This window comes from Acetobacterium carbinolicum (genome assembly GCF_047456275.1).
GTDB classification, from domain to species: domain Bacteria; phylum Bacillota; class Clostridia; order Eubacteriales; family Eubacteriaceae; genus Acetobacterium; species Acetobacterium carbinolicum.
In genome coordinates this window covers 594,404-615,663 of sequence record NZ_CP173357.1, presented here as the reverse complement: position 1 = coordinate 615,663, position 21,260 = coordinate 594,404, and the positions used below count along the sequence as shown (strand labels likewise).

Annotated in this window: 20 protein-coding genes; 8 read left to right on the top strand and 12 right to left on the bottom strand. The window is 44.5% G+C overall.

The genetic code is table 11. The annotated features are described in order from the left end of the window. Positions 1-15 precede the first annotated feature (15 nt). The 3 genes from ACIZ62_RS02780 to ACIZ62_RS02770 are packed head-to-tail and all read left to right on the top strand — an operon-like array spanning position 16 to position 3,077. The gene (locus ACIZ62_RS02780; RefSeq protein WP_111888050.1) at positions 16-786 is read left to right on the top strand and encodes a prolipoprotein diacylglyceryl transferase; all 771 of its coding nucleotides are present in this window, start codon (positions 16-18) and stop codon (positions 784-786) included. A gap of 58 nt (positions 787-844) precedes the next feature. Next, on the top strand, positions 845-1,699 hold the full coding sequence (locus ACIZ62_RS02775) for a DUF4190 domain-containing protein (RefSeq protein ID WP_242988462.1): 855 nt from the start codon (positions 845-847) through the stop codon (positions 1,697-1,699). A 52-nt stretch (positions 1,700-1,751) separates the two neighbouring features. Continuing rightward, positions 1,752-3,077, top strand: a complete 1,326-nt coding sequence (locus tag ACIZ62_RS02770) for a patatin-like phospholipase family protein (protein WP_111888051.1) — start codon at positions 1,752-1,754, stop codon at positions 3,075-3,077. Positions 3,078-3,100: 23 nt separating this feature from the next. On the opposite strand, the gene ACIZ62_RS02765 is transcribed toward ACIZ62_RS02770, so the two are convergent. Further along, entirely contained in the window at positions 3,101-3,601 is a 501-nt protein-coding gene (locus tag ACIZ62_RS02765; RefSeq protein ID WP_111888052.1) for an SEC-C metal-binding domain-containing protein, read from the bottom strand. Between the two features lie 212 nt (positions 3,602-3,813). Between ACIZ62_RS02765 and ACIZ62_RS02760 the strand changes: the two genes are divergently transcribed. The 4 genes from ACIZ62_RS02760 (at position 3,814) to ACIZ62_RS02745 (ending at position 8,063) form a co-directional block, all read left to right on the top strand. Then, on the top strand, positions 3,814-4,866 hold the full coding sequence (locus tag ACIZ62_RS02760) for a sensor histidine kinase (RefSeq protein WP_111888053.1): 1,053 nt from the start codon (positions 3,814-3,816) through the stop codon (positions 4,864-4,866). 284 nt (positions 4,867-5,150) lie between these two features. Next, positions 5,151-6,095, top strand: a complete 945-nt coding sequence (locus tag ACIZ62_RS02755; protein WP_111888054.1) for an efflux RND transporter periplasmic adaptor subunit — start codon at positions 5,151-5,153, stop codon at positions 6,093-6,095. Next, positions 6,095-6,826, top strand: coding sequence for an ABC transporter ATP-binding protein (locus tag ACIZ62_RS02750; RefSeq protein ID WP_111888055.1), 732 nt, complete (start codon positions 6,095-6,097; stop codon positions 6,824-6,826). The genes ACIZ62_RS02755 and ACIZ62_RS02750 overlap by 1 nt, the downstream gene beginning before the upstream one ends. Further along, entirely contained in the window at positions 6,813-8,063 is a 1,251-nt protein-coding gene (locus tag ACIZ62_RS02745; RefSeq protein ID WP_162624490.1) for an ABC transporter permease, read from the top strand. Before ACIZ62_RS02750 ends, ACIZ62_RS02745 begins: the two co-directional genes overlap by 14 nt. A 301-nt stretch (positions 8,064-8,364) precedes the next feature. On the opposite strand, the gene ACIZ62_RS02740 is transcribed toward ACIZ62_RS02745, so the two are convergent. After that, positions 8,365-9,708, bottom strand: a complete 1,344-nt coding sequence (locus ACIZ62_RS02740; protein ID WP_111888057.1) for a PucR family transcriptional regulator — start codon at positions 9,706-9,708, stop codon at positions 8,365-8,367. Positions 9,709-9,906: 198 nt separating this feature from the next. Between ACIZ62_RS02740 and ACIZ62_RS02735 the strand changes: the two genes are divergently transcribed. After that, complete coding sequence (locus ACIZ62_RS02735; RefSeq protein ID WP_414151182.1) at positions 9,907-11,823, top strand: FAD-dependent oxidoreductase; 1,917 nt, start codon at positions 9,907-9,909, stop codon at positions 11,821-11,823. Between the two features lie 14 nt (positions 11,824-11,837). Here ACIZ62_RS02735 and ACIZ62_RS02730 read toward each other — a convergent pair whose 3' ends face one another. The 10 genes from ACIZ62_RS02730 to ACIZ62_RS02685 all read right to left on the bottom strand — a co-directional run bounded on the left by ACIZ62_RS02730 (position 11,838) and on the right by ACIZ62_RS02685 (position 21,144). Then, positions 11,838-12,530, bottom strand: coding sequence for a DNA alkylation repair protein (locus ACIZ62_RS02730; protein ID WP_414151181.1), 693 nt, complete (start codon positions 12,528-12,530; stop codon positions 11,838-11,840). A gap of 89 nt (positions 12,531-12,619) precedes the next feature. Further along, positions 12,620-13,174, bottom strand: a complete 555-nt coding sequence (cobU, locus tag ACIZ62_RS02725; protein ID WP_111888060.1) for a bifunctional adenosylcobinamide kinase/adenosylcobinamide-phosphate guanylyltransferase — start codon at positions 13,172-13,174, stop codon at positions 12,620-12,622. Positions 13,175-13,176: 2 nt separating this feature from the next. Further along, complete coding sequence (locus tag ACIZ62_RS02720) at positions 13,177-14,220, bottom strand: pyridoxal phosphate-dependent aminotransferase (RefSeq protein WP_111888061.1); 1,044 nt, start codon at positions 14,218-14,220, stop codon at positions 13,177-13,179. Positions 14,221-14,320: 100 nt separating this feature from the next. Then, positions 14,321-15,334, bottom strand: coding sequence for an adenosylcobinamide-phosphate synthase CbiB (gene cbiB / locus ACIZ62_RS02715; RefSeq protein WP_242988463.1), 1,014 nt, complete (start codon positions 15,332-15,334; stop codon positions 14,321-14,323). Beyond that, complete coding sequence (locus ACIZ62_RS02710) at positions 15,331-16,833, bottom strand: cobyric acid synthase (RefSeq protein WP_111888062.1); 1,503 nt, start codon at positions 16,831-16,833, stop codon at positions 15,331-15,333. The genes cbiB and ACIZ62_RS02710 overlap by 4 nt, the downstream gene beginning before the upstream one ends. 60 nt (positions 16,834-16,893) lie before the next feature. Continuing rightward, positions 16,894-17,658, bottom strand: a complete 765-nt coding sequence (gene cobK, locus ACIZ62_RS02705) for a precorrin-6A reductase (RefSeq protein WP_414151180.1) — start codon at positions 17,656-17,658, stop codon at positions 16,894-16,896. Next, entirely contained in the window at positions 17,655-18,392 is a 738-nt protein-coding gene (cobJ, locus tag ACIZ62_RS02700; protein ID WP_111888064.1) for a precorrin-3B C(17)-methyltransferase, read from the bottom strand. Before cobJ ends, cobK begins: the two co-directional genes overlap by 4 nt. A 111-nt stretch (positions 18,393-18,503) precedes the next feature. Beyond that, positions 18,504-19,559 carry a cobalt-precorrin 5A hydrolase gene (locus tag ACIZ62_RS02695; RefSeq protein WP_111888065.1) on the bottom strand — a complete coding sequence of 352 codons (1,056 nt, stop codon included), beginning with the start codon at positions 19,557-19,559 and terminating at the stop codon, positions 18,504-18,506. 4 nt (positions 19,560-19,563) lie between these two features. Then, complete coding sequence (gene cobM, locus ACIZ62_RS02690; protein WP_204355386.1) at positions 19,564-20,325, bottom strand: precorrin-4 C(11)-methyltransferase; 762 nt, start codon at positions 20,323-20,325, stop codon at positions 19,564-19,566. Between the two features lie 27 nt (positions 20,326-20,352). Beyond that, a complete protein-coding gene (locus ACIZ62_RS02685; RefSeq protein WP_414151179.1) occupies positions 20,353-21,144 on the bottom strand; it encodes a sirohydrochlorin cobaltochelatase in 792 nt (263 codons plus the stop codon). Positions 21,145-21,260: the final 116 nt, after the last annotated feature.

Below are 21,260 nucleotides of genomic sequence, written 5' to 3'. Positions count from 1 at the left end.
AATGAAAGGAGTTTTATGTACCCCCTTATTCATATCTTTCAATATACCATCCCGACCTTTGGGGTCCTGTTTTTAATTGGAACCGGATGCGGCTTTCTACTGGCCATTCCAACTGCTAAAAAATATCATATCTCAACGATGGATGCCATGTTTTTCGGACTTTTTGGCATCATCGGTGGGATCATCGGGGCCAAGCTACTGTATATCATTGTCGATTTGCCCAATCTGATCGCCAGCCCGGAGACCGCCCTGATTCGACTCGCCACCGGTGGTGCCGTCTTCTATGGCGGACTGATCGGCGGAATCCTGGGCGGTTTTCTTTACACTCGCGTCTATCGACTTGACGCCATCAAGTTTTTTGATATTGCAGTGCCATCGCTAGCACTGGCTCAGGCCTTCGGCCGGATTGGCTGCTTCTTCAATGGCTGCTGTTATGGTATTCCCTATGATGGTCCCTTGGCTGTCCATTATCCCGTTGGCGCCTATCCACCCTCCGGAATCGGTCTGTTTCCGGCCCAGTTGTCTGAATCGGCCTTTCTTTTTATACTCACTTTAGTTCTGATGGTGGTATTGTGGAAAAGCAGAAATCCTGGTTTTACAACCGGTTTTTATTTAATCGCTGCCGGTATCTTTCGTTTCATCAATGAGTTTTTCCGCTCCGATCCCAGAGGCATCATCGGTTTTCTCTCAACCTCACAGTTTATCAGCCTGATTGTTATTGCATTTGGATTACTTTTTATCATTAAAATTCCCCAGACCCTTTATCAAAAACACTTGAAAAATTAGATATTTACCGTACTTTAGGGTATAATCAGTATATCCGAACTTATTAGGAGGTATTATTATGGATATTTATGATGGTTATATGGGCGGTATTTCTTCCCATCCTGACAGTTTTTGGGCGATCATGCCCGTTATTATGTCAGTTCTCGGTATTATTTTAGCGATCAGTCTCGTTGTTGGCATAATTTGCTACGTTTTTAATTCACTTGGTCTTTATACCATGGCTAAAAACCGAAATTTGGATAACCCCTGGTTGGCCTGGATTCCTTTCGCCAGCAGTTATCTGATGGGTGAATTGATCAATGATGATGTTTCTATCGGCACCTGGCACATTCCCTATGCCAAACTCTTTCTTCCGCTAATGGGTCTGGCCTTAAGTATTGTCATGATGGTTCTTGGATTCATCCCTTATCTGGGCGCCTTTGTGAGCATCTTGTTATCACTGGCACTGAGCTTCTACTATTATGCCGCTCAATTCTGGCTTTACAGTATTTATGACAAGGATCACCGGGTCCTTTATCTGGTCCTCAGTATTATTTTCCCTTTCCTGGGACCGATTTTCATCTTTATCGTTCGTAATCGGACTCCCTACGATGAACGTCATCCGGAAGTGGTTGCAGAAACCTATGATTCTAAATCAATCCTTGCTCTGACGCTGGGGATCATCTCAATTGTCAGTGTTATCACTTTTATCGGTAGTGGTTTGTTTACCGGCGCCGTCGGTCTTATTTTTGGGATGATTGCCATGAAGGAACGAAAGCTCCAGGGTCTGCCCACTGGTATGGCAATGGCCGGTCTGATTTGTTCAATCATTGGGATGGCCTTTACCGTACTGATGGTTTTTGCCTGCATTACCTGCATTGGAGTCGGCGGCATGGGAATGCTGGGTGGTCTGATGGACGGCATGTACTACTAATCAAACGATTCTTTAGCAACACATTTCTTATTAACAAAGAGGTGAACATCAAATGTCGCAACAACCGTATGGCCTGGTTCTTAGTGGTGGCGGTGCCAAGGGCGCCTTTGAAATGGGCGTCTGGAAGGCGCTCAGAGAATCTGATTACTCCCTGGGGGCTGTGATCGGAACCTCGGTCGGGGCGCTAAACGCCGCTATGATTGCCCAGGATGACTATGAAATTGCCATGGAATTCTGGTCCAATCTGACCATTAACCAGGTTCTTGATTTAAATAAAGAAATGACCAATACCTATGTGGATAAGTGGTCAAAGGAAAGTTTTGATGTGTTCAGAACCGGTTTTTTAGCCGCTCTTTTTTCAGACGGTTTGGATATTTCGCCGCTCCGACACAATCTTACCCGAATGATCTGTGAAGACACCATCCGCCGCTCAACGATCCGGTTCGGACTGGTAACAGTTGATATTACCAGCCTGAAGCCACGTCAGCTAATGATAGAGGACATTCCCAACGGTCAGTTGATTGACTATTTGCTGGCGAGTGCTGCCCTACCCATTTTTCAGAAGCTGGAAATTGATGGTAAAACCTATCTTGATGGGGGGTTTTTTGATAATGTCCCGATAAATTTTATGCTGGAACAGCATTTCAACCAGATTATTTCGGTGGAATTCCCTGCTCCGGGAATGCGTAAATGGGTACGGGATAAACAAGCAAAAATCATTACTGTTAATAACTCCGAATATCTTGGCGGCGTCCTCGACTTCGATTCCAGGCAAATCGAGCTGAATATCCAATTAGGTTATCTGGATGCCTTAAAGGTTTTTGGCCTAGTCGACGGCCGATACTTTTACCTGAACACAAAAAAAAGCAACACCTTTTTCAGGAAGTTCATCAATACCTTGGGTCAACCGCTATCAAACCAGAAACAGTTGCAAAAAATGCTGGCGCTGCTTTGCCTATCACCTGACGCCGGGAAAAACGATGTTTTAAGAACCCTGGAAAACTTGTTGCAGAAAACCTCGTTTAGAAACCAGCCCCTCAGCCTTGCGATGCTGGAAATCACCGGCAAAAGCGTGGGTGTCCCACGACTGGAAAACTATTCCATTGATTTTTTCATTCAGGCCATTCTTAAAGAACTAAACCGGCTTTTGGATGAAAACCTCAATCTGTTGGATAATCCTAAAATCATCGGAACCTTTTTTACCCCTGCCAACAGCAGTTTGCTACGTTACAATTTCATTACTTTTTATCTTGTCTTTTTGAGTATTCGGGGTGATCTCAGTCCGGAACGAATGTCAACCTTTTTAAGTAAATTTTCGCCGGACATTGCCCTCTCAATGATTACTGTTTTCTATATTCATGAAGTTATCAACCACTAAAAAAAGAGCTTTCGCTCTTTTTTTTATAGTCCACAACACTTTTTATATTTTTTCCCGGAGCCACAAGGGCAGGGATCGTTTCGACCAACCTTTACCTCATTGACCACGGTTTTTGATCGCTTGTATTCTTTTTCCAGCTCAACTCGCTGCTCCACCGTGAAAAAGTTATCCCATTCCGCCAAAGTATAAAGCCATTCTGCCGGAACTGCCAGCATATTTTTATAAAGTTTGGCAAAATCGATCTCCAGCTTGACTTCTGAATCCAAGTCAATGGTCTCAAGATCAATAGGGGCCGTTAGACTGTCGCTAATGCCATCGAGAAAACCCATGTATTGGGGCGGAACCATCTTGCTTTCTTTAATCAGGTCTTCTACCTTACCGGAAATGGTTGTAATTTTCTCGCCCAGAATCTTCTGATACAGAACCTTTTCCTCAGCACAATATTTTTCCCAAAAGGTATTTTGTTCTTCCTGGGTGCTACAATTCTCTTCGATGTAATTTTTCCACGCATCGTATAAACTCATTTGAATTTCTCCTCATAATAATATCATTTTATTATATCCCAAAACCACCGGGAATTAAACCATTTTCTGACAAACCCCTACAAATTACTTCAATCGGAACAGCGCCAGGCTGATTTTACTTAAGGCAGCTTTAATTTAAAGCTCTTGTTGATTATAATCGCATTCCAGTTTACAATGATTGTATAATAAAACATGCTGAAAGGAATAGTCAATTGAAAAACGATAAACCCGACCCGATCAAAATAAAAAACAGTAAGAATCGACCCGATGAGGAATTGGTCTCGGTCTTAATAAAATATTTGAGTTTGACTTTAGTTGTTGCACTTGTTTGGGGCTTTTATTTTAACCTCGCATTGTTACCCCGTTTGGGCTATCATCCGCTTTTTATCATTCTGTTTACACTTGTCCCCAATTTATTGGTTTTTATTATCATGTCCCATTTAATTCGCAAAAAATTAAGCTACCTTAAAACGTTGCAAAAAGGATCCGAACGGATCGCCGCTGAGAATTTTGAATCCTATATTCCACTTCAGGACCATAACGAACTCACTGATATTGCCAATAACGTGAATCTGATTCATGATTTATATGAGGCTAAAAACAAGGCTGAATCGCTTGCTAAGATGGAAAATCATCATATTATCACCTCTGTTTCAAACGAAATACATGCCCCCTTAACTGGTATCATCGGCTATCTTGAGCGGATTCAAAACCCTGATGAACGTGACTTTTCCAAAAAAGAAGCCTATCTTAAGATTGCTCTTAAAAAGGCGTATCAGGTCATCCGTTTTATTGACGATCTTTTTGAGCATGCCTTTACCGATAATGGCAAGGGCTACTACCAGTTCAAGGTCTATAACGGAAAACCCCTGATTCATCAACTTCTGAACACTTCCAGCCAGGCTTTAAAAGAAGCCGGATACGATGTTGTCGAGGAAAATTGCATCGAACGGGATTTCTCCCTGTGGGTTGATCTGGAACAGCTCCAACGCATTTTTGACTATCTGACTTCCAATATTATTAAGTATGCCGACCCCGACAAACCGGTCGATTTTGGCCTGATCCTTAATAAAAACGAACTCTGCATTATTTTGCGCAATAAAACCATAAATAATCCCGATGCTGCTGGCAAAAATGTCATTGAGAACGAAGGTTCCAGCCTGGACTCCTGCCGAAAAATAATCACCCGCCATCAGGGACGGATCGACTACTATCAACTCAACCAGCTGTTCAAGGTTGAACTGATTCTGCCGATTCATCAGTAACGATAAAACAATTGATGACCCCAATTCGGGGTCTTTTTTATTGTCAAAAATTCTTAAGAATTTGAGTAACCTAATCTTCATAATTAACGCTTATACTTAAACTATCCTATCAGTAAATACGCTGCCATCAAAAATTAGGAGAAACAATCAACAAAATTAAATAAAGTGCTTGACAATCACTTTATTTCGTATTATTGTATTAATTGCTTAATACAATAATACGAAATAAAGTCGCAAGTATTTATTTTTTAATCTCGTACCAAAATGAGTTAAGAGGAGACGTTATGAAGAAAAAAGGAATTATTTTATGTGTTGTGATCGGGGTAGCCCTATTGGTCGGCGGAGGTGCCTATGTTTATGGCAATTCCCAACCCACCCCGGCGGTTGCTGTCAAAACCACCCCACTTTCAAAAGCAACCCTGCAAAACACCATTTCCGCCACTGGTGTCATTGAAAGCTATACCAAGGTCAAAGTCAGCGATACCAGCAATGATAAAATCGAAAAACTCTATGTTTCTGTTGGTCAATGGGTCGATAAAGATGATTGGTTATGTCAGCTCTACAACAAAGAAGGTGACAGTTACAGCTATGTCAAGGCCACAGCCAGTGGAACCATCACCGCCATGAACGCCGTTAAAGGGAACCCCGCCAATGGTGAGCTTTTTACCATTGAGGACACCAACGACCTTAAAGTGCGAGGCAAGATTAAAGAAGCTGATTTAAATCACATCCACAAAAATATGCCGGTGCTGGTAAAATCGGATGCTACTGGGGATACCGTTTTCCCCGGCAACCTGACTAAAATTGCGCCAACAGCAATTAAAACCGAAACCGCCACCAGTTCAACAGCAACAAAGGCTGAATTTGAAGTTGAAATTGACCTTCCATCCGATACCACCGGATTAAAAATCGGAATGACTACCCGCTTAAGCATAATCAGCGAAGAACGTCCCGATGTTTTCTGTGTTCCCTTTGAAGCTCTGGTGATGAATGATTCCGGTCAATCCTGCGTCTATGTTGCCAAAGAAAATCCTGTCGAACAAGGCTCTTTCACAGTCGAATCGATTCCCATCACCACGGGTCTGGAAACTGATTCTTTAATTGAAATCGCCGGTGATCTACTTAGCGATGGACTCGCCATTATTAGCCAGCCCCAAACGGTCCAGCCCGGTATGGCCGTTACTACGGTGCAGCCCGGTACGACAGTGACTGAAGAATTGACGGTGTAATGATGCGAAATAAAATTATTGAAATGCAGGGGATTGTCAAATCTTATTATCTGGGTACCCCCAATGAACTGGAAATTCTCCACGGTATTGATTTGGATGTTTATGAAGGTGAGTTTTTATCGATTGTCGGCGCTTCCGGTTCCGGTAAATCCACCTTGATGAATATTCTTGGAGCCTTGGACCGCCCCACCAAAGGGCACTATTATCTGGATCATCTGCCAATGGAAAATGTTCGCGACGATGGGCTTTCAAAAATCCGCAACAAGAAAATCGGCTTTGTTTTCCAGACCTTTAATCTCATTCCCCGTTCGACGGCTTTAAAAAACGTGGCTCTGCCGATGCTTTACGGTGGAGTGCCGCGGAGCGAACGATCACGACGGGCCTCTGAACTCCTTCAGCTGGTGGAAATGAGTGGTCGAGCCCATCATCGGCCCAATGAATTATCCGGCGGACAAAAACAGCGCGTGGCCATTGCCCGGGCGATGGCCAACGATCCGGCCATCATCCTCGCCGATGAACCGACCGGAGCCCTGGACACTCATACCGGTCGCCTGGTTATGGATATTTTTCACCGGCTCCATCAGGAACAGGGAAAAACGATTATTTTAATTACCCATAACGTCGAATTGGCCGAAGAAACAGAACGAACCATCCGACTTCGAGATGGTTCCATTGTCGATAACCGCAAGAATGATCAATATCAATTGGAGGGTTACTATGAATCTGTTTGAAAATATCCGGCTGGCCCTGGAGGGACTGCGGGCCAACAAGATGCGAGCTCTTTTAACAATGCTGGGAATTATCATCGGGATTTCCTCAGTTATGGCAATCTCCACGCTGGGTTCGGCGATGACTGGCTCCGTCACCAAAACGATGGATAAAATCGGCGGAAAAAATATTATGGTTTATGTAACCGCCAAAAACTATGAGGTGGCCTCCACCTTTCAAGAAGACGACTATGTGACCATGGACGAATTGGAAAACTTCAAAGCGGCCTATTCTGATGAGGTTAAAGCCATCAGTACCTCCAGTTCGCTGGGCGCTGGTGAGCTTAGCAAAGGCTATATTCACCGAAATGTCACCCTCACTGGGGTCAGCCCTGACTATAGCATGGTTAATAATGTCAAACTGGTTCAGGGGCGCTTTATCAGCCCCCGCGATGTGCAAGGCGACCGCCATGTCATCATTATTGATACAACCGTTCGCAATAGTCTGGTTGGTATTCATGGTGATGCCCTAGGGATGGAAATTCAGGTTGATACCCAAAATACCAATGAGACCTATACCGTCATTGGCGTTTATGAAAAACTGGTGATTGATAACCCGCTGTTTAATATGGGTGACGAAACTCGCATTGAGTGTTTTATTCCTATTTCAACCGCTATGGCTTTAAACAGCGAAACGGCCAATGTTTCCGGATACACCAATTTTACCATTATGGCAACCTCCGGGACCGACTCCGCAGCCTTTTCTCAAATCAGCAAAGACTATTTTATCAAAACCCTGGCAAAGTCATCTGATTTCACCATTCAGGCTGAAAGTCTGGAAGCCATGGCCAGTGAAGCGACGGGAATGCTTGGAACCTTATCTCTGGGGATCTCGGTTATTGCGGGTATTTCGCTGTTAGTCGGCGGGATTGGCGTCATGAACATTATGTTGGTGTCGGTCACCGAACGAACCAAGGAAATTGGCATCCGTAAGGCTTTGGGGGCGCGTAATTCAGCCATTCGCAGTCAGTTTATTATTGAAGCGATTATCATCTGCCTAATTGGCGGACTGATCGGCGTCGGGCTCGGCTCCGGCTTAGGGATACTGGGTAGCACACTAATGAAATTCCCGTCAACACCACCCTTTGGTCCGATGATTATTGCCCTGTGTTTCTCGATGGCCATCGGCGTCTTCTTTGGTTTTTATCCGGCCAATAAGGCCGCCAAGCTGGATCCGATTGATGCACTGCGGTATGAGTAAGGCTGTCTAAAAGCAAATTTATAAGTCTTCTCTCACATAAAAAAAGTCCGCAGCCATATGACACTGCGGACTTTTTTTAGTCCCTAAAAGCGTCTTGCCAGTTAAACAGGCTAGACCATCGGATTCACTTAGTATCGGTAACCGCGGTCGCCAACTGGAGCCGATCGGCTGTTTTAGATAGGTCTCTTTGATCCACATCGATCCCTTTGACTTTCGCATTGTATGATTTAATAAATTGGTAGGCACCATCGCTTTAGATTATTCGGACTTAGTCTGATCGCTTTAAATGTTCATATATTGCTTAAGCCTTCAGTAATTTTTCATCGCCTAAATAAGCCAGCAATTTAAACGACATCATCAATGAGAATTTTATTTCACTATCTGTCAGTGACACTGCCATAATTTCTTCGATTTTTTTGATGCGATATTTCATTGAGTTTCGGTGAATTTTAAAATATCGGGCAGTCTTTGTCACATTGCCGTCATGCTGAAGATGAATACACAGATTATGACAATAATTTGTTTTGTATTGCTGATCATAACCCATCAAATCAGTTAATGCCGTATTGCAGAAGTCTTTTAAGCCGGTTTGACCAGCCACTATTTCAAATAAATGATAGCAGGCATATGCCTCATAATAATAAAGGGATTCCTCCGGATTCATCGCTATTCCTAATTCCAATGCTTTGACGGACTGGTTGTAGTGGCTTTTAAGCCCTGCCAAATCCTGAAAATAAGGGCTGACACCAGCTTTCATCTGATTACTGTTTAAAAATTCAATCAGCTTACTTTTGGCACCGTCAGAAACCGCTTCTTTTTTATCACTTGTCAACAATACAGTGATTTTATTCTGATAAAGAATTGATTTTTCAGTTCCTAAGATACGATTGATAATGCTTTTAACATAGCTTAACGACATTCCCTTTTCTGTTTTTAATTCCGAACTGACTGTAACCAGGCATAAATGCTCTTTTGCATACAGTCCCAGCTTTTTCCCCTGCTTTTGAATTATTTCTGCGCTAAAAATTCTTTCTTCAAGGATGCCGATCAGAAAATGCTCAACCTCACTATATAATTGACTGCTCTGAATGGGTTCCTTTTGCAGCTCACTGGCTACCACACTGCACAGCAATTCAAGTAGCCCAAAATCCATCGGTTCAAACGCTTTTTTGGCCTCAACCACGGCGATATGTCCAATATTCTTATCATTGATTGCAATTTTATGTGCCATCCAGCGGGTTGGCGAATAATCAAATTCTTCAATGCAGGGGCTCTCGCTGGAATAAAGCCGTTCAAACACACCACTGTCATTGAGTTTTTTGATCCGTTCATAAGCATCAAATTCTTCTTCCGGCGCGGTGGAAGGCCAGGATGGATCACCAACCTCGGCATTTTTATTAAAAGCCACCACATTGTAGCCCATATCGCTGACAAACATCGGATTTCCCAATACCTCATAAGCGATATCAATGATATGCTGCAGGCCTCCGCATGATAAAAGAGCCGTCATCAATTTTGCTTTTTTTCGTTCGAAACGCCGTTTTTGCATGCATAAGGTTCTGATCATGTGAGTCGTTTTCTGTTCATCTGGATGACTTTTCACCCGAATTCGATTTGAGTCTTTCGCGTTTTTCTTTTCTTTCATCGCTAACCTGCTTTTTAAAATTATAAATCGCTTCTTTTCGTTTATATTATATGTATTCAATACTTAAAATGCAAATCAATCTGTTGTCATTTTGCAAAAAAAATACTCACTATTTTTTGCTGAATTGACATTGTTTTAGCTCATATTCCTGATAGAATTAATCTAAGTAAACGATTTACAAAAGAAAGCAGGTTTGAAATGAATTCTAAATACGCAAAGATGTTCACCCCGATTAAAATTGGTAATATGCTTGTTAAAAATCGAATTGAAACCGCTCCAGCGGCGCCGCGGTTGGCTTCCCCGGAAGGACTGGTAACCCCGGAGCTGATCGAATGGACCCGGGCTCTGGCCAAAGGTGGTGCCGGAATTGTCACTGTTGGTATTTCGATGGTCACTCCGCCCTTTGGACACATGAACGGTTTCTGCGTGAACATCGGCGACAACAATGTGGTTCCCGGTTTAGCGGTTCTGGCCGACACGGTCCATCGTTATGGCGCCAAAGCCTCCATTGAACTGGCGGGATTTGCCATGGGTCATGATCTGCCCGAGGAAGGCAAATCGCCCATCGACATAATGTCCCAGGAAGAAATAAAAAACTGGATAACCTTATTTGCAAATGCCGCTGAGCGGGCCATGAAAGCGGGTATGGATATGGTCCTGATCCACGGTGGCCATGGTATTCTCGTCAGCAATTTTTTCTCGCCCCTGTTTAACCACCGCACCGATCAATATGGTGGCAGTATCGAAAACCGGGCCCGCTTTGCCTGTGAGTTATTCGATGCCATTCGCAGTAAGGTTGGCCATAAGCTGGCCATTGAATTTCGCCTGAGTGCCGCTGAACTGGTTCCCGGCGGCGTCGAATTGGACGAAACCATCGCTTTTATAAAAATTATTCAGGACAAAATCGATCTGGTTCACGTTTCCGCCGGGATGCTACTGGATGACGAAATGGTTCCGATCACCACCCAGCCTACCTATCTAAAACGTGGTTATAATGCCCACTATGCCGCCAGTATTAAAAAAGCGGCGGGAATTCATATTCCGATCACCACCGTTGGTTCCATTGATCTGGATCTGGCTGCCGAAATCATTGAAAACAACGAAGCCGACATGTGTGCGATGATCCGTACCGTTATTGCCGATCCCAGCAGCGTCAACAAAGCCCGCACCGGAAATGAAGCGAAAATCCGTCCCTGCATCCGCTGTGTACTGTGTCTGAATCGTACCCATGGTATGGAACCACTCCGAGTTGCCTGTGCCGTTAACCCCCAGGCTGGCCGGGAATGTGAATTAAAAGATATCAATAAACTGGCGGATCAAAAGAAAAAGGTGGTCATCATCGGAGGTGGTCCAGCTGGCATGGAAGCGGCCAGAACCGCCGGCGACCGTGGCCATGAGGTCATTCTTTTTGAAAAAAGCGATTGTCTCGGGGGTACCCTGCGGCTGGCGGTTGCTCCGGATTTCAAGGCTGATCTTAAAAATTATCTGGCCTGGACGATCCGCATGACCAGCCAACACCCCAATGTTTCGCTGCGACTATCCACCGCGGCAACCCCTGAAAACATCATGGCCGAGTCCCCGGATGCCCTGATTATTGCCGTCGGTGCCGAAAGCAATATCCCCGCCATTCCCGGTTTAGATAGCAGCGATGTTGTTTGGGTCGGTGATGTCGAATCCGGATCGGTTGAAGTCGGTCATAATGTGGTCATCGCTGGCGGTGGCTTAACTGGATGTGAAACCGCTTTGGACCTGGCCCGGAAAGGTAAAAATGTCACGATTGTCGAAATGGTCAGCGAAAAGAAAATGCTTGACCCTTCACCAATTCCGATGACTGCTATGCTGCAGCTGCTTAAAAAAGAAAATGTGACCATCCTTGCGAGCCATCAACTGATCAAGGCTGTGGATCATGCCGTTCTAGTTGAAGGGAGCGATGGTCAAAAAGAAGTGGATTTTGATACCCTGATTCTTTCCCTGGGTGTTAAACCAAACCTGCTGGAAGTATCCAAATTTGCCAATCTTGTTGATACCGTTTTCTGCATCGGTGATTGCACCACCAGCCAGGGAACCCTCTACACTGCCACAACCGCCGGATATAATGCCGGTTTGGATATCTGAGTATTGATCGAAAATTATTTCTTATTCCGTTTCATACAGCGAATCCGTACCTTTATGTCAGGATTTACCTGCCGCGATTCAGTGATTTTCTGCAAGGCTTTATTGTAGGTAAAGTCATCCAGATCATTAGCTTTGAGATAAATCATGGTCATTTCCGGAAGAACCGTAAAACAGCTGGTAATCGCCCAGGCAACGGCCATCTTTACATAGTAGTTGTCGCAGTCAATGGCATTAAAGTTTAGAAACATCGGCTCCAGATAGCGGTCTTCGACAAAATAGGTAATAAACATCACCACCCCGAAACGGATCTCGTAAACTTCTTTTGACTTGAGGTATGGTTGTAAGAAAAGCCATACCTCCTCTTTATGCTTTTTTGTGAATTTCAGACCCGTGCAGAAGCTGTCGCAGATTGACCAGTTGTCAATCTTTGGGATGAAGTCTTTTATTAGCATCAGCCGTTCTGGCAATTCCACATCCGCATACCCGATCACCATTCCCTGTAGCAGGGTTTCCTCAAAGCTGTCAACCTGAGCTGTTTCTAAATAGCTTCGCCAGTCTGCTTTGGCAATTCTTTTGCCGATCTTCCTAAGTGCTGGCAAGCGCACCCCCAGAATATTATTGGTTCCCGGCGTCAAGCCTCTGGAAAATTTACGGTATTTCTCATCGACCAAGCCTAACAGCTCCGCTCGTAAAAATTTTTGATCCATCTTTATTAACCCCCTGTTATTTCAGATAAAACAAAAGCCCTTTTTAGCTGCAACCGTAATTGCCGCCAAAAATGGGCTTTTGCTGTTGTTTATTTTAATTTCAACGGTAAGCCAGCAACCAGTAGATAGGCTTCATCAGCCCGTCCGGCCACCAGTTGATTCATCCGGCCGGCAATATCACGGAAATAACTACCCAGCTTGTAGGCCGGCACCAGACCCAAACCCACCTCATTCGAGACTACAATCAGGGTTTTATCCTGACAAACATCCAGTAGTTTTTCCACTTCAATCTTAATAGCACCTTCGATTTCGCCCACCTTTTCCATCGCGCAAGTGTCATAATCAACCGGAAAATCTAACATATTATTGGTAGTCATCACGGTCAGACAGTCAAAAAGAACAATCTCGGCTTGCAAAAAAACGGGATTGTCGGTCATTGTCTGAAAATCCTTATATTGTTCGATGGTTCCCCAATGATCTGGCCGCTGCGCCTGATGTTTGGCAATGCGGTCCTTCATGCCATCATCAAAGGCGATCGCAGTGGCAATATAAGCGACCGGTTTGCCCGATTCCCGGGCTAAATTTTCGGCATAAGTACTTTTACCGCTACGGGCACCGCCGGTTATAAATATTAACTGACCCATAATTAATTCCTCCAGTTTTTAAGAAAAGTCAAAAGCTTTGTATTATCTGCTTCTTTTTTTATCGCAATCCGAAAATATGATTTGTCTAAACCGATAAAATCTTCGCAGGTTCTAAGCGACATACCCTCTTTTTCCAGGGCCATCTGCAGCTCCGCCGCAGTTCCCGTAAACAGTCGACAGAGATGAAAATCGGTATCGCTTTTATAAACCTTCAGTGTTTTGATTTGACTTAAAGCTTCAAATACCCGCTGAGCTTCTCCCTTTATATAAGTTTTAGTCTTTGCGGCATAGTCTTTTTCATCATAAACAGCCGTGGCTGCAATCAGCCCCAGGGCATTAATGGTCCAGGGTTCTTTAAAGTGCTCCATTTTTTTAATCATTGGGGCAACACCGACCCCATAACCAATCCGAAGTCCCGGCAGAGCATAGAACTTCGTCAACGATTTTAAAATAAAGACCGACGGTTTCGCTTCTTTAACCAATAACAGGCTGCCACTTTCTTCAGAAAAATCCATGAAGGATTCATCCAGAAACCAGTTAATTTCCGGAGCCGAATGCTCTAACATTTCTCTGATAAAACCATTGCTATGAACCCGACCGGTGGGGTTATTGGGATTGCATAAAAAAACCGCCTGAGGCTTTTCGTTTTTAATGACCGCCGTTAATGCTTCCGGGTTGATGATAAAACCATCTTGCTCTGTTACGACATGATGAACCACCTCCCAGCCATAAAGCTTTAAGGCCCGTTCATATTCATTAAAGGTTGGCTGAACAATCAGCGCCTTTCCCGGCCCCATGCTTCTGGCAAAAAGGTAGATCAGCTCAATCGCACCGTTACCGAGAATGATATTTTCCGGTAGCACCGCCAGATCATTGGCAATCTTCTCGATCGCCGAAACGCCAGAGATCTCCGGGTATTTCACTAACTCGTCAATCCCGGCAATCAACTTTTCTCGGATTCCCGCGGGAATTCCCAAGGGATTAATATTAACACTAAAATCCAGCATTTCTTTGTTTTCGCCCTGATATCCGCCGTGTTTATTCATGTCGACTCTCCAATTATTAACATTCTCTTATTTAAATTTTTCTATTTAAATGCAGTGATTGCAAATTCACTTAGTGCAAATTCAATGATTTTTCAGTTTGCTAAAACGAATAAATAATCACCGCCATTAAGGTGGCCAAAACCATCAGGACCACCTCGCTGCCATACATAATGGTGATGGTTTCCCGAATATCCAATATTTCCAGCGGCGATTTAGCATCCCCAATGGTGGGCTTTTCCAGCGTTTCACCAAAATACTGGTTGGTTCCGCCGAGTTGTATACCTAAAAGCCCTGCCACCACCGATTCCGGATGGGCCGAGTTAGGGCTCTTGTGGTTGTGACGATCCCGCTTGAAAATGCGACAGCCGTCATTAAAAGTATATCCTAAAAACATCCCGGCAACGAGCATAAAGATGCTGCCGACTCTGGCTGGAATAAAATTGATGAGATCGTCAAATTTTGCTGAAGCATAGCCAAAATCCTTATATGGCTCCTGGATATATCCAACCATCGAATCCAGCGTATTGGTCGCCTTGTAGAGCATTACCAGCATCACCGGATTAAGCCAGGGCACTGGAATCAGGGCTCCCAGCAACAGATAGAAAATCGGTGCTAAAACCCCATCAATGGTATTTTCGGCAGTGGTCTCAACCGTTGCCCGGATGATTTCCGTTTCTTTGAGTTGTGAGGTATCCCGTCCGACAAGATAACCCACTTGAGTTCGGGAAACTTCAATATCACCACCCATTAAGGCGCTCATCACTTTACGCACTTCAATGGCCAGTGTTTTTGCCGCCAGAGACGTAACAATCAAGTACAGGTTAAAGATGATATACAGATAAATATTAATGCTGTAAAGCACCCACTGCAGGCCAAAGACAATCGCGCCCGTCAGACCCAGAACGAAAAATAGCAGTAAAAATCCTTTTGCTCTTTTGTGCTTGCCATGATTCAGTTTTTTATTTAAAAAGCCAATGGTTTTCCCCATGGCGATAATCGGATGCGGCAACCAGGGGGGATCCCCGATTAGCCAATCCAGCAACACGCCAAAGAGTATCAGTAAAAACCAAAAGCCTCCCCCTAAACCCAGGGGAAGTCCTTCAATTAGATTCACTTTTTAATTTCTCCAATGATTTCCATTATTTTTTTCATATCTAAACTCGCTTCTACCGTCTCTGCCAGAAGATCATATTGTTCTTCTTTAAAGGCCTTAAAATCAAAGGCAGTGGGACCGGCTTCTAAATTCTTTTTCACGCGCAGGGCTTCAATGATTTTTTCCCTTAATCCATCGTTATCAAAGATCCCATGAAGGTAGGTTCCCATCACCGTGCCATCTTCGGCAATCACCCCATCGACGGTGCCATCAGCAAGTATTGCAAAAGGCTTAGCCTGATCCAGTGCTTCGCTGGTGCCCATGTGGATTTCGTAGCCTTCCACATCCATGTCAGCCAACGCCATTCCCATGAAGTTACCTAAAACCTTGCCGGTTGTTCGCACCGTTCGTTTCTCTTCTTCAATGGTGGTGACAATATTTAAAAGTCCCAGTCCATCAATACTACCTTTGGTTGACTCTACCGAGAAAGGATCACGGATTTCTTTACCCAGTAGCTGATAACCGCCGCAGATTCCCACAATCGGTACCCCGCAATCGTGGAGCCGATGGATTTCATCACCCATTTTACTGTTGATCACATGACAGGTGTCATCAATGGTATTTTTGCTACCGGGAATCACTAATAGGTCCGGGTTAGCCAGCTGCAGATCGCGCTGGTTACGATAGTATTCCACCTTCACATCAGGATGCATTTCAAAGGCGGTGCAATCGGTAAAGTTTGACAGATGCGGCAGATAGACCACCCCAATCGTGATCAGGCCTTCGGAATTATTATCAAACCGTTCGCTGACACTATCTTCATCATCAATGACAAAGCGCTTGTAAGGGATAACACCCAAACAGGGGACATTAACCAATTCTTCAATCATTTTGATGCCGGGCTTTAGCAACTCCACATCACCGCGGAATTTATTGATGATAAAGCCTTTAATTCGGGCCCGTTCTTCGGGTTGCAACAACATAATTGTACCATAAATCGATGCAAAAACACCACCCTTGTCGATATCACCAATCAGTACCACCGGGGTATCAACCAATTCTGCCAGTCCCATGTTGACAATATCGTTATCCCGCAAATTGATTTCGGCGGGACTGCCGGCGCCTTCGATCACAATCACATCTTTGCCCTCAGCCAACGCGTCATAAGCCGAAATGACAATTTCGACCAATTTGGGTTTATGGGCATGATAATCCATGGCATCCATATTAAACTCAGCTTTTCCCATCAGAATAACCTGACAACCCACATCAGAGTTTGGTTTAAGCAATACCGGGTTCATTTCAACCTGAGGTTCCATCCGGGCGCACTCCGCCTGGACTACCTGGGCTCGACCCATTTCCTTGCCGTCTTTGGTGATAAATGAATTAAGCGCCATATTCTGGGATTTATAGGGTGCCACCTGATAACCGTGGTTATCGAGTATCCGGCACATGGCAGCAGTGATCAAACTTTTTCCTACTGATGACCCGGTACCCATAAACATAATATTTTTTGCCATGTTTTCTCCTTTTTTCTTAACTTTCTGTAGTGATTAAGATACTGACGTGAGCTTTTTTTTCTAATGATTTTTCAATGCACAAACAACGGCTTCTTCAACGGTGGTGACAGACCGGGGATAGGCGACGGCGGGGCGACGGATAAATAGGATTTTGGCATTGACTTGTCGGGCCGCTTCAACCTTTTCACGGATGCCGCCAATATCGCCGCTATCTTTGGTGACGACAAAGCCGATCTTGTATTCTTTCATGGTGGCGACATTCATTTCAACCGAGAATGGGCCCTGTAGAGCCAGAATATGTCGGGGCTTGTAGCCCAGGTTTTCGCACTTTACTAAAACCCCGGCTGTCGGCAATACCCGGATATAGGTTCGGTTTTTGGGCAGGCCTTCAAAGGCTTCCAGTTGTCGACTCCCCGTGGTTAAAAGAATATTCTTATCACTTTTCCCCATCGCACCGATTAAATAGTCGCGTGCTTCCTCATAGGTATTGTAGGCCACACTATCATTTCCTTCGTCGATGTTCGACGGCCTTTCCAGCCGAATATAGTCCACATTCATGGCATCACAAGCCCAAATGGCGTTTTCAGAAATTTCCTGAGCATAGGGGTGGGTGGCGTCAATACAGAGATTAATATTGTAAATGGTAATCGTTTCCCGCAGGGTGCTGGCGTCCAATTGTCCTGAAATCTTGGTCAGAAGGGGGTTTTCAGAGATCTGATCGGTGGCAATATTGGTCAGTGACGAATAACAGACTTCCTTCCCTTCTTCAAGCAGAAGATTGGTTAATAAGCGGCTGTCGAGGGTTCCTCCCAATACCAGTATCAAAGCTGATAACCTCTCGGGGTAATCATTTTTAGTTGATCCCTAGTCACATAGGTTTTGGAATTACCGATGATAACCATCGAAAACATATCAATATCTGCTTCGTGCATTTTTTTGAGGGTTGTAATCACATAAGACTCGTCCTTACGTTTGGCATTACGAACAATTCCCACTGGGGTTTCCGGAGCTTTATATTCTAGTAAAATTTTCTGGGCACTTTCAATATTGTGGGGACGGCCTTTGCTTTTGGGATTATAGAGACTAATAATAAAATCTCCTTCACCAGCGCAGTGCAAACGTTTTTCAATGACTGCCCAATCAGTGAGCAGGTCGCTAAGACTAATGACGGCGTAGTCATGCATCAGCGGCGCACCGAGGGTTGAAGCGGCCGCATTGGCGGCTGAAATACCGGGAATAATTTCAACTTCCACATCACTATTTTTTGACTCAACGATTTCTAACATAATGCCGGCCATCCCGAAAACACCGGCATCGCCGCTGCTAACCAGGCAGATTTTTTTGCCCTGTTCAGCCAGTTCCAAGGCTTTTTCACAACGGTCAATTTCGCGCCGCATTCCGGAAGAAAGGACTTCCTTGTCGCCAATTAAATCGGCAATAATATCGATGTAGGTTTTGTAGCCGACAATAATATCAGCATCAGCCAGGCTGGCTTTTGCCGCCTCGGTCATATGTTCATACAGTCCGGGACCAATCCCTGTGACATAAATTTTGCTCATCTTTTCTCCTTTTTTTAGCAAGGTTTTTATTACAATAGTGCAGTGCTGCTTTCTTATCCGTTTGTGCGAAACAGACAGCAAAGCAATTATTGTTTGTAAATTTTCTTATTTCTAATTTTCATCCAGCCACACCGATAGAGTGATTCCGCCCAGTTTCTGTTTTTCCCGCAGGCATTTTCCAAATCCGGAGGCGACAAAACCACAGGGTTCGGAAACGGCATATAAACCGGTTGTTTTGAAAACGAAATCCGATCCTTCAAAACGGCTTTGGACCATTTGCACCATTTCATTGGGGATAATGACTTTTTTAGCCGCGAAAAAGGCACAGGCTTCGATAATTCCCGCTTCTTCGGCTTTTAAGCCGATGGTGGCCAGAGATTTAATCCCTTTGACATTAAGATTCAGAGACGCTAAGGTCTCCTGGATCGCCGCGATGATCCGTTCTCCCGGGGTATCCCGACGACAGCCTACGCCCAGCACCAGTTTTCGGGGAACCAGCTTAACACTGGGAATTGGCAATTCTGCTTTTTTTGTATCCAAAGTCGTAATAATAACGCCCAGATATTTCGTTAGCTCGGTTAAATCTGCCACCGTTTCGATGTTCTTAGGCAGGATAACCGCATCCAAATCACAGTTTTCCCGATTAACTAAAGCAATCGGGTCACCATTTAGGATCAAGGCTGTTACGTCTTTGGCAGCCGTAAAATCATCAATCGCACACTTAATTTTCTGGGCCAATACATCCACAGCCATGGTTCCTTTCACATCGGTGCCGGTGGTAATAACCGCCTGGGCCGAAAGGCGTTTAGCCACCAGCCGAGCGGCATCATTGGCACCACCCAAATGACCGGACAGCAGACTAATTACAAACGCCCCCTTGGTATCCATCACCAGAATTCCCGGATCAGAGGATTTATGCTTTAGATGGGGGGCTATCGCCCGGACGACAATGCCGGTTGCCATAATGCAACAGATGATCTGATACGCCCCGCTAATGCTGCCCATAAAGGTAGAAATATCCGTGGTGATGATTTTGGTGGTTTCGTTGGCATATTTTTCCTTGGTGTAGATGTGGCATTCGCGGTCATCCAGATGTTCTGCCAGCCGCTTTGCCAGGGCCACGCCATCTTGTGACAGGGTGACTATGGCCCATTTTTCTGTTTTCACGGTTTTACAAAACTCCTTGACGGTATTCATGGGTAAAGCTGGGATCATAAAGCTTGGATAAGCTGTACTGATCGCCCAGGAAATCACCTACTAAAATTTGGGCAGTTTTGGTAATATTTTCATCTTTTACTTTCTGAGCAATGGTTTCCAGGGTGCCCATGACAATTTTCTGATCTTCCCAGGTTGCCCGTTGGATAATGGCAATTGGGGTGGTTGGGGCGTAATGTTTCATGAGTCGTGCCACTACATCATCAATCATTTGGACCGACAGAAAAATACACATGGAAGCCTGATGCGATGCCAGATCTTCCAGCTTTTCTTTTTCCGGCACGGGAGTTCGACCTTCCAAACGGGTTAAAATAACGGTTTGGGATACATCTGGCAAGGTGAATTCTTTTTTAAGGGCCGCCGCTGATGCCACAAAGGAGCTGACCCCAGGGATTACATCAAAGGGAATTCCTAATTCATCCAATCGGTCCATCTGTTCCCGGATGGCACCATAAATGGAGGGATCGCCGGTATGAACCCGGGCAATTTTCTTGCCTTCTTCGGTTCCCCGTTTAATCACGGCGATGACATCATCTAAGGTCATCGATGCGGAATTAAAAATTTCGGCATCGGCTTTGTGACCGGCAATAATGGCTTTATTGACTAAAGAACCGGCATAAATAATAATATCTGCTTCATTAACAATTCGTTGACCCTTAACGGTAATCAGCTCTGGATCTCCTGGGCCTGCACCCACCATATACACTGTATTCATCAAATATTTCTCCTAAACTTTATAATGTCCCTACATTTCTGTAACGGGCTGTGCTTTTTTTAAATGATCTAAAAACATGTTCTGAATGCCGGTGTATTCACCCAAACCTTCGAGGATACACTCCACTTTAAACCGCTCTTCTTCAAGAACCGCCTTCCAGGAGTCTTCTTCATCACTGGCCATGTCATTAATGGCGTGATCACCAGCCACCAGCATAAAGGGCGCCAAATAAATCTTTTTGTATTTCTTCTCCTGAAGTAATGGCACAATGTTTTCCAGCTCCGGGAAACCTTCTACGGTTCCCACATAAACATCCTCATAGCCCTTCATTTTAAACATATAATCCAGGCACGGATAGGTTGAATTGGCATGGTGGTCGCTGCCATGGCCCATATAGACCAGGGCTTCGCCTTTTTTGAGTTTGGGCATTTGTTTCATCACGATGTCCACTGTCTCTTCATAATCTTCCACTGTGGTTAACAGTGGCCGACCCAGGGTCAGAGACTTAAAATCTTTTTCAAAGGCCTTCAGTTCTTTTAGAGTGATATCATACTCATGGCCGTTGATGATGTGGGTGGTTTGACACTGCACATGGGTATAACCGGCTGCCTTGAGTTTTTTTAAAACTTCCTGGGGAACATCAACTGCTTCACCATCGCGTTTCTTAAGTTTATTAATGATCATCCGGGAGGTAAAGGCGCGATAAAAATCATGGTCCGGGAAAGCCTTTTGTAGATGCTTTTCGGTTGCTGCAATGGTTTTTTTTCGGGTTTCAGGGTAAGATGTACCAAAACTGATGACCAGTAATGCTTTCTTTTCCATTAAGTGATTCTCCTATTTTATGTTATTTGTTATTATAGAACTTGGGGTAGCTTTGCTGACGATCCTAAATACTAAGCTGTTTTCGTACCGGCAGGGTTTGTCAAATGTTACCGTGC

Coding starts and splice junctions, on each gene's coding strand:
- ACIZ62_RS02735 (WP_414151182.1), top strand. CDS start 9,907: ATGAATTCTAAATACGCAAAGATGTTCACCCCGATTAAAATTGGTAAT.
- ACIZ62_RS02775 (WP_242988462.1), top strand. CDS start 845: ATGGATATTTATGATGGTTATATGGGCGGTATTTCTTCCCATCCTGAC.
- ACIZ62_RS02710 (WP_111888062.1), bottom strand. CDS start 16,833: ATGGCAAAAAATATTATGTTTATGGGTACCGGGTCATCAGTAGGAAAA.
- ACIZ62_RS02780 (WP_111888050.1), top strand. CDS start 16: ATGTACCCCCTTATTCATATCTTTCAATATACCATCCCGACCTTTGGG.
- cobJ (WP_111888064.1), bottom strand. CDS start 18,392: ATGAGCAAAATTTATGTCACAGGGATTGGTCCCGGACTGTATGAACAT.
- ACIZ62_RS02685 (WP_414151179.1), bottom strand. CDS start 21,144: ATGGAAAAGAAAGCATTACTGGTCATCAGTTTTGGTACATCTTACCCT.
- ACIZ62_RS02765 (WP_111888052.1), bottom strand. CDS start 3,601: ATGAGTTTATACGATGCGTGGAAAAATTACATCGAAGAGAATTGTAGC.
- ACIZ62_RS02720 (WP_111888061.1), bottom strand. CDS start 14,220: ATGAATAAACACGGCGGATATCAGGGCGAAAACAAAGAAATGCTGGAT.
- ACIZ62_RS02745 (WP_162624490.1), top strand. CDS start 6,813: ATGAATCTGTTTGAAAATATCCGGCTGGCCCTGGAGGGACTGCGGGCC.
- ACIZ62_RS02750 (WP_111888055.1), top strand. CDS start 6,095: ATGATGCGAAATAAAATTATTGAAATGCAGGGGATTGTCAAATCTTAT.
- ACIZ62_RS02755 (WP_111888054.1), top strand. CDS start 5,151: ATGAAGAAAAAAGGAATTATTTTATGTGTTGTGATCGGGGTAGCCCTA.
- ACIZ62_RS02740 (WP_111888057.1), bottom strand. CDS start 9,708: ATGAAAGAAAAGAAAAACGCGAAAGACTCAAATCGAATTCGGGTGAAA.
- ACIZ62_RS02770 (WP_111888051.1), top strand. CDS start 1,752: ATGTCGCAACAACCGTATGGCCTGGTTCTTAGTGGTGGCGGTGCCAAG.
- ACIZ62_RS02730 (WP_414151181.1), bottom strand. CDS start 12,530: ATGGATCAAAAATTTTTACGAGCGGAGCTGTTAGGCTTGGTCGATGAG.
- cobU (WP_111888060.1), bottom strand. CDS start 13,174: ATGGGTCAGTTAATATTTATAACCGGCGGTGCCCGTAGCGGTAAAAGT.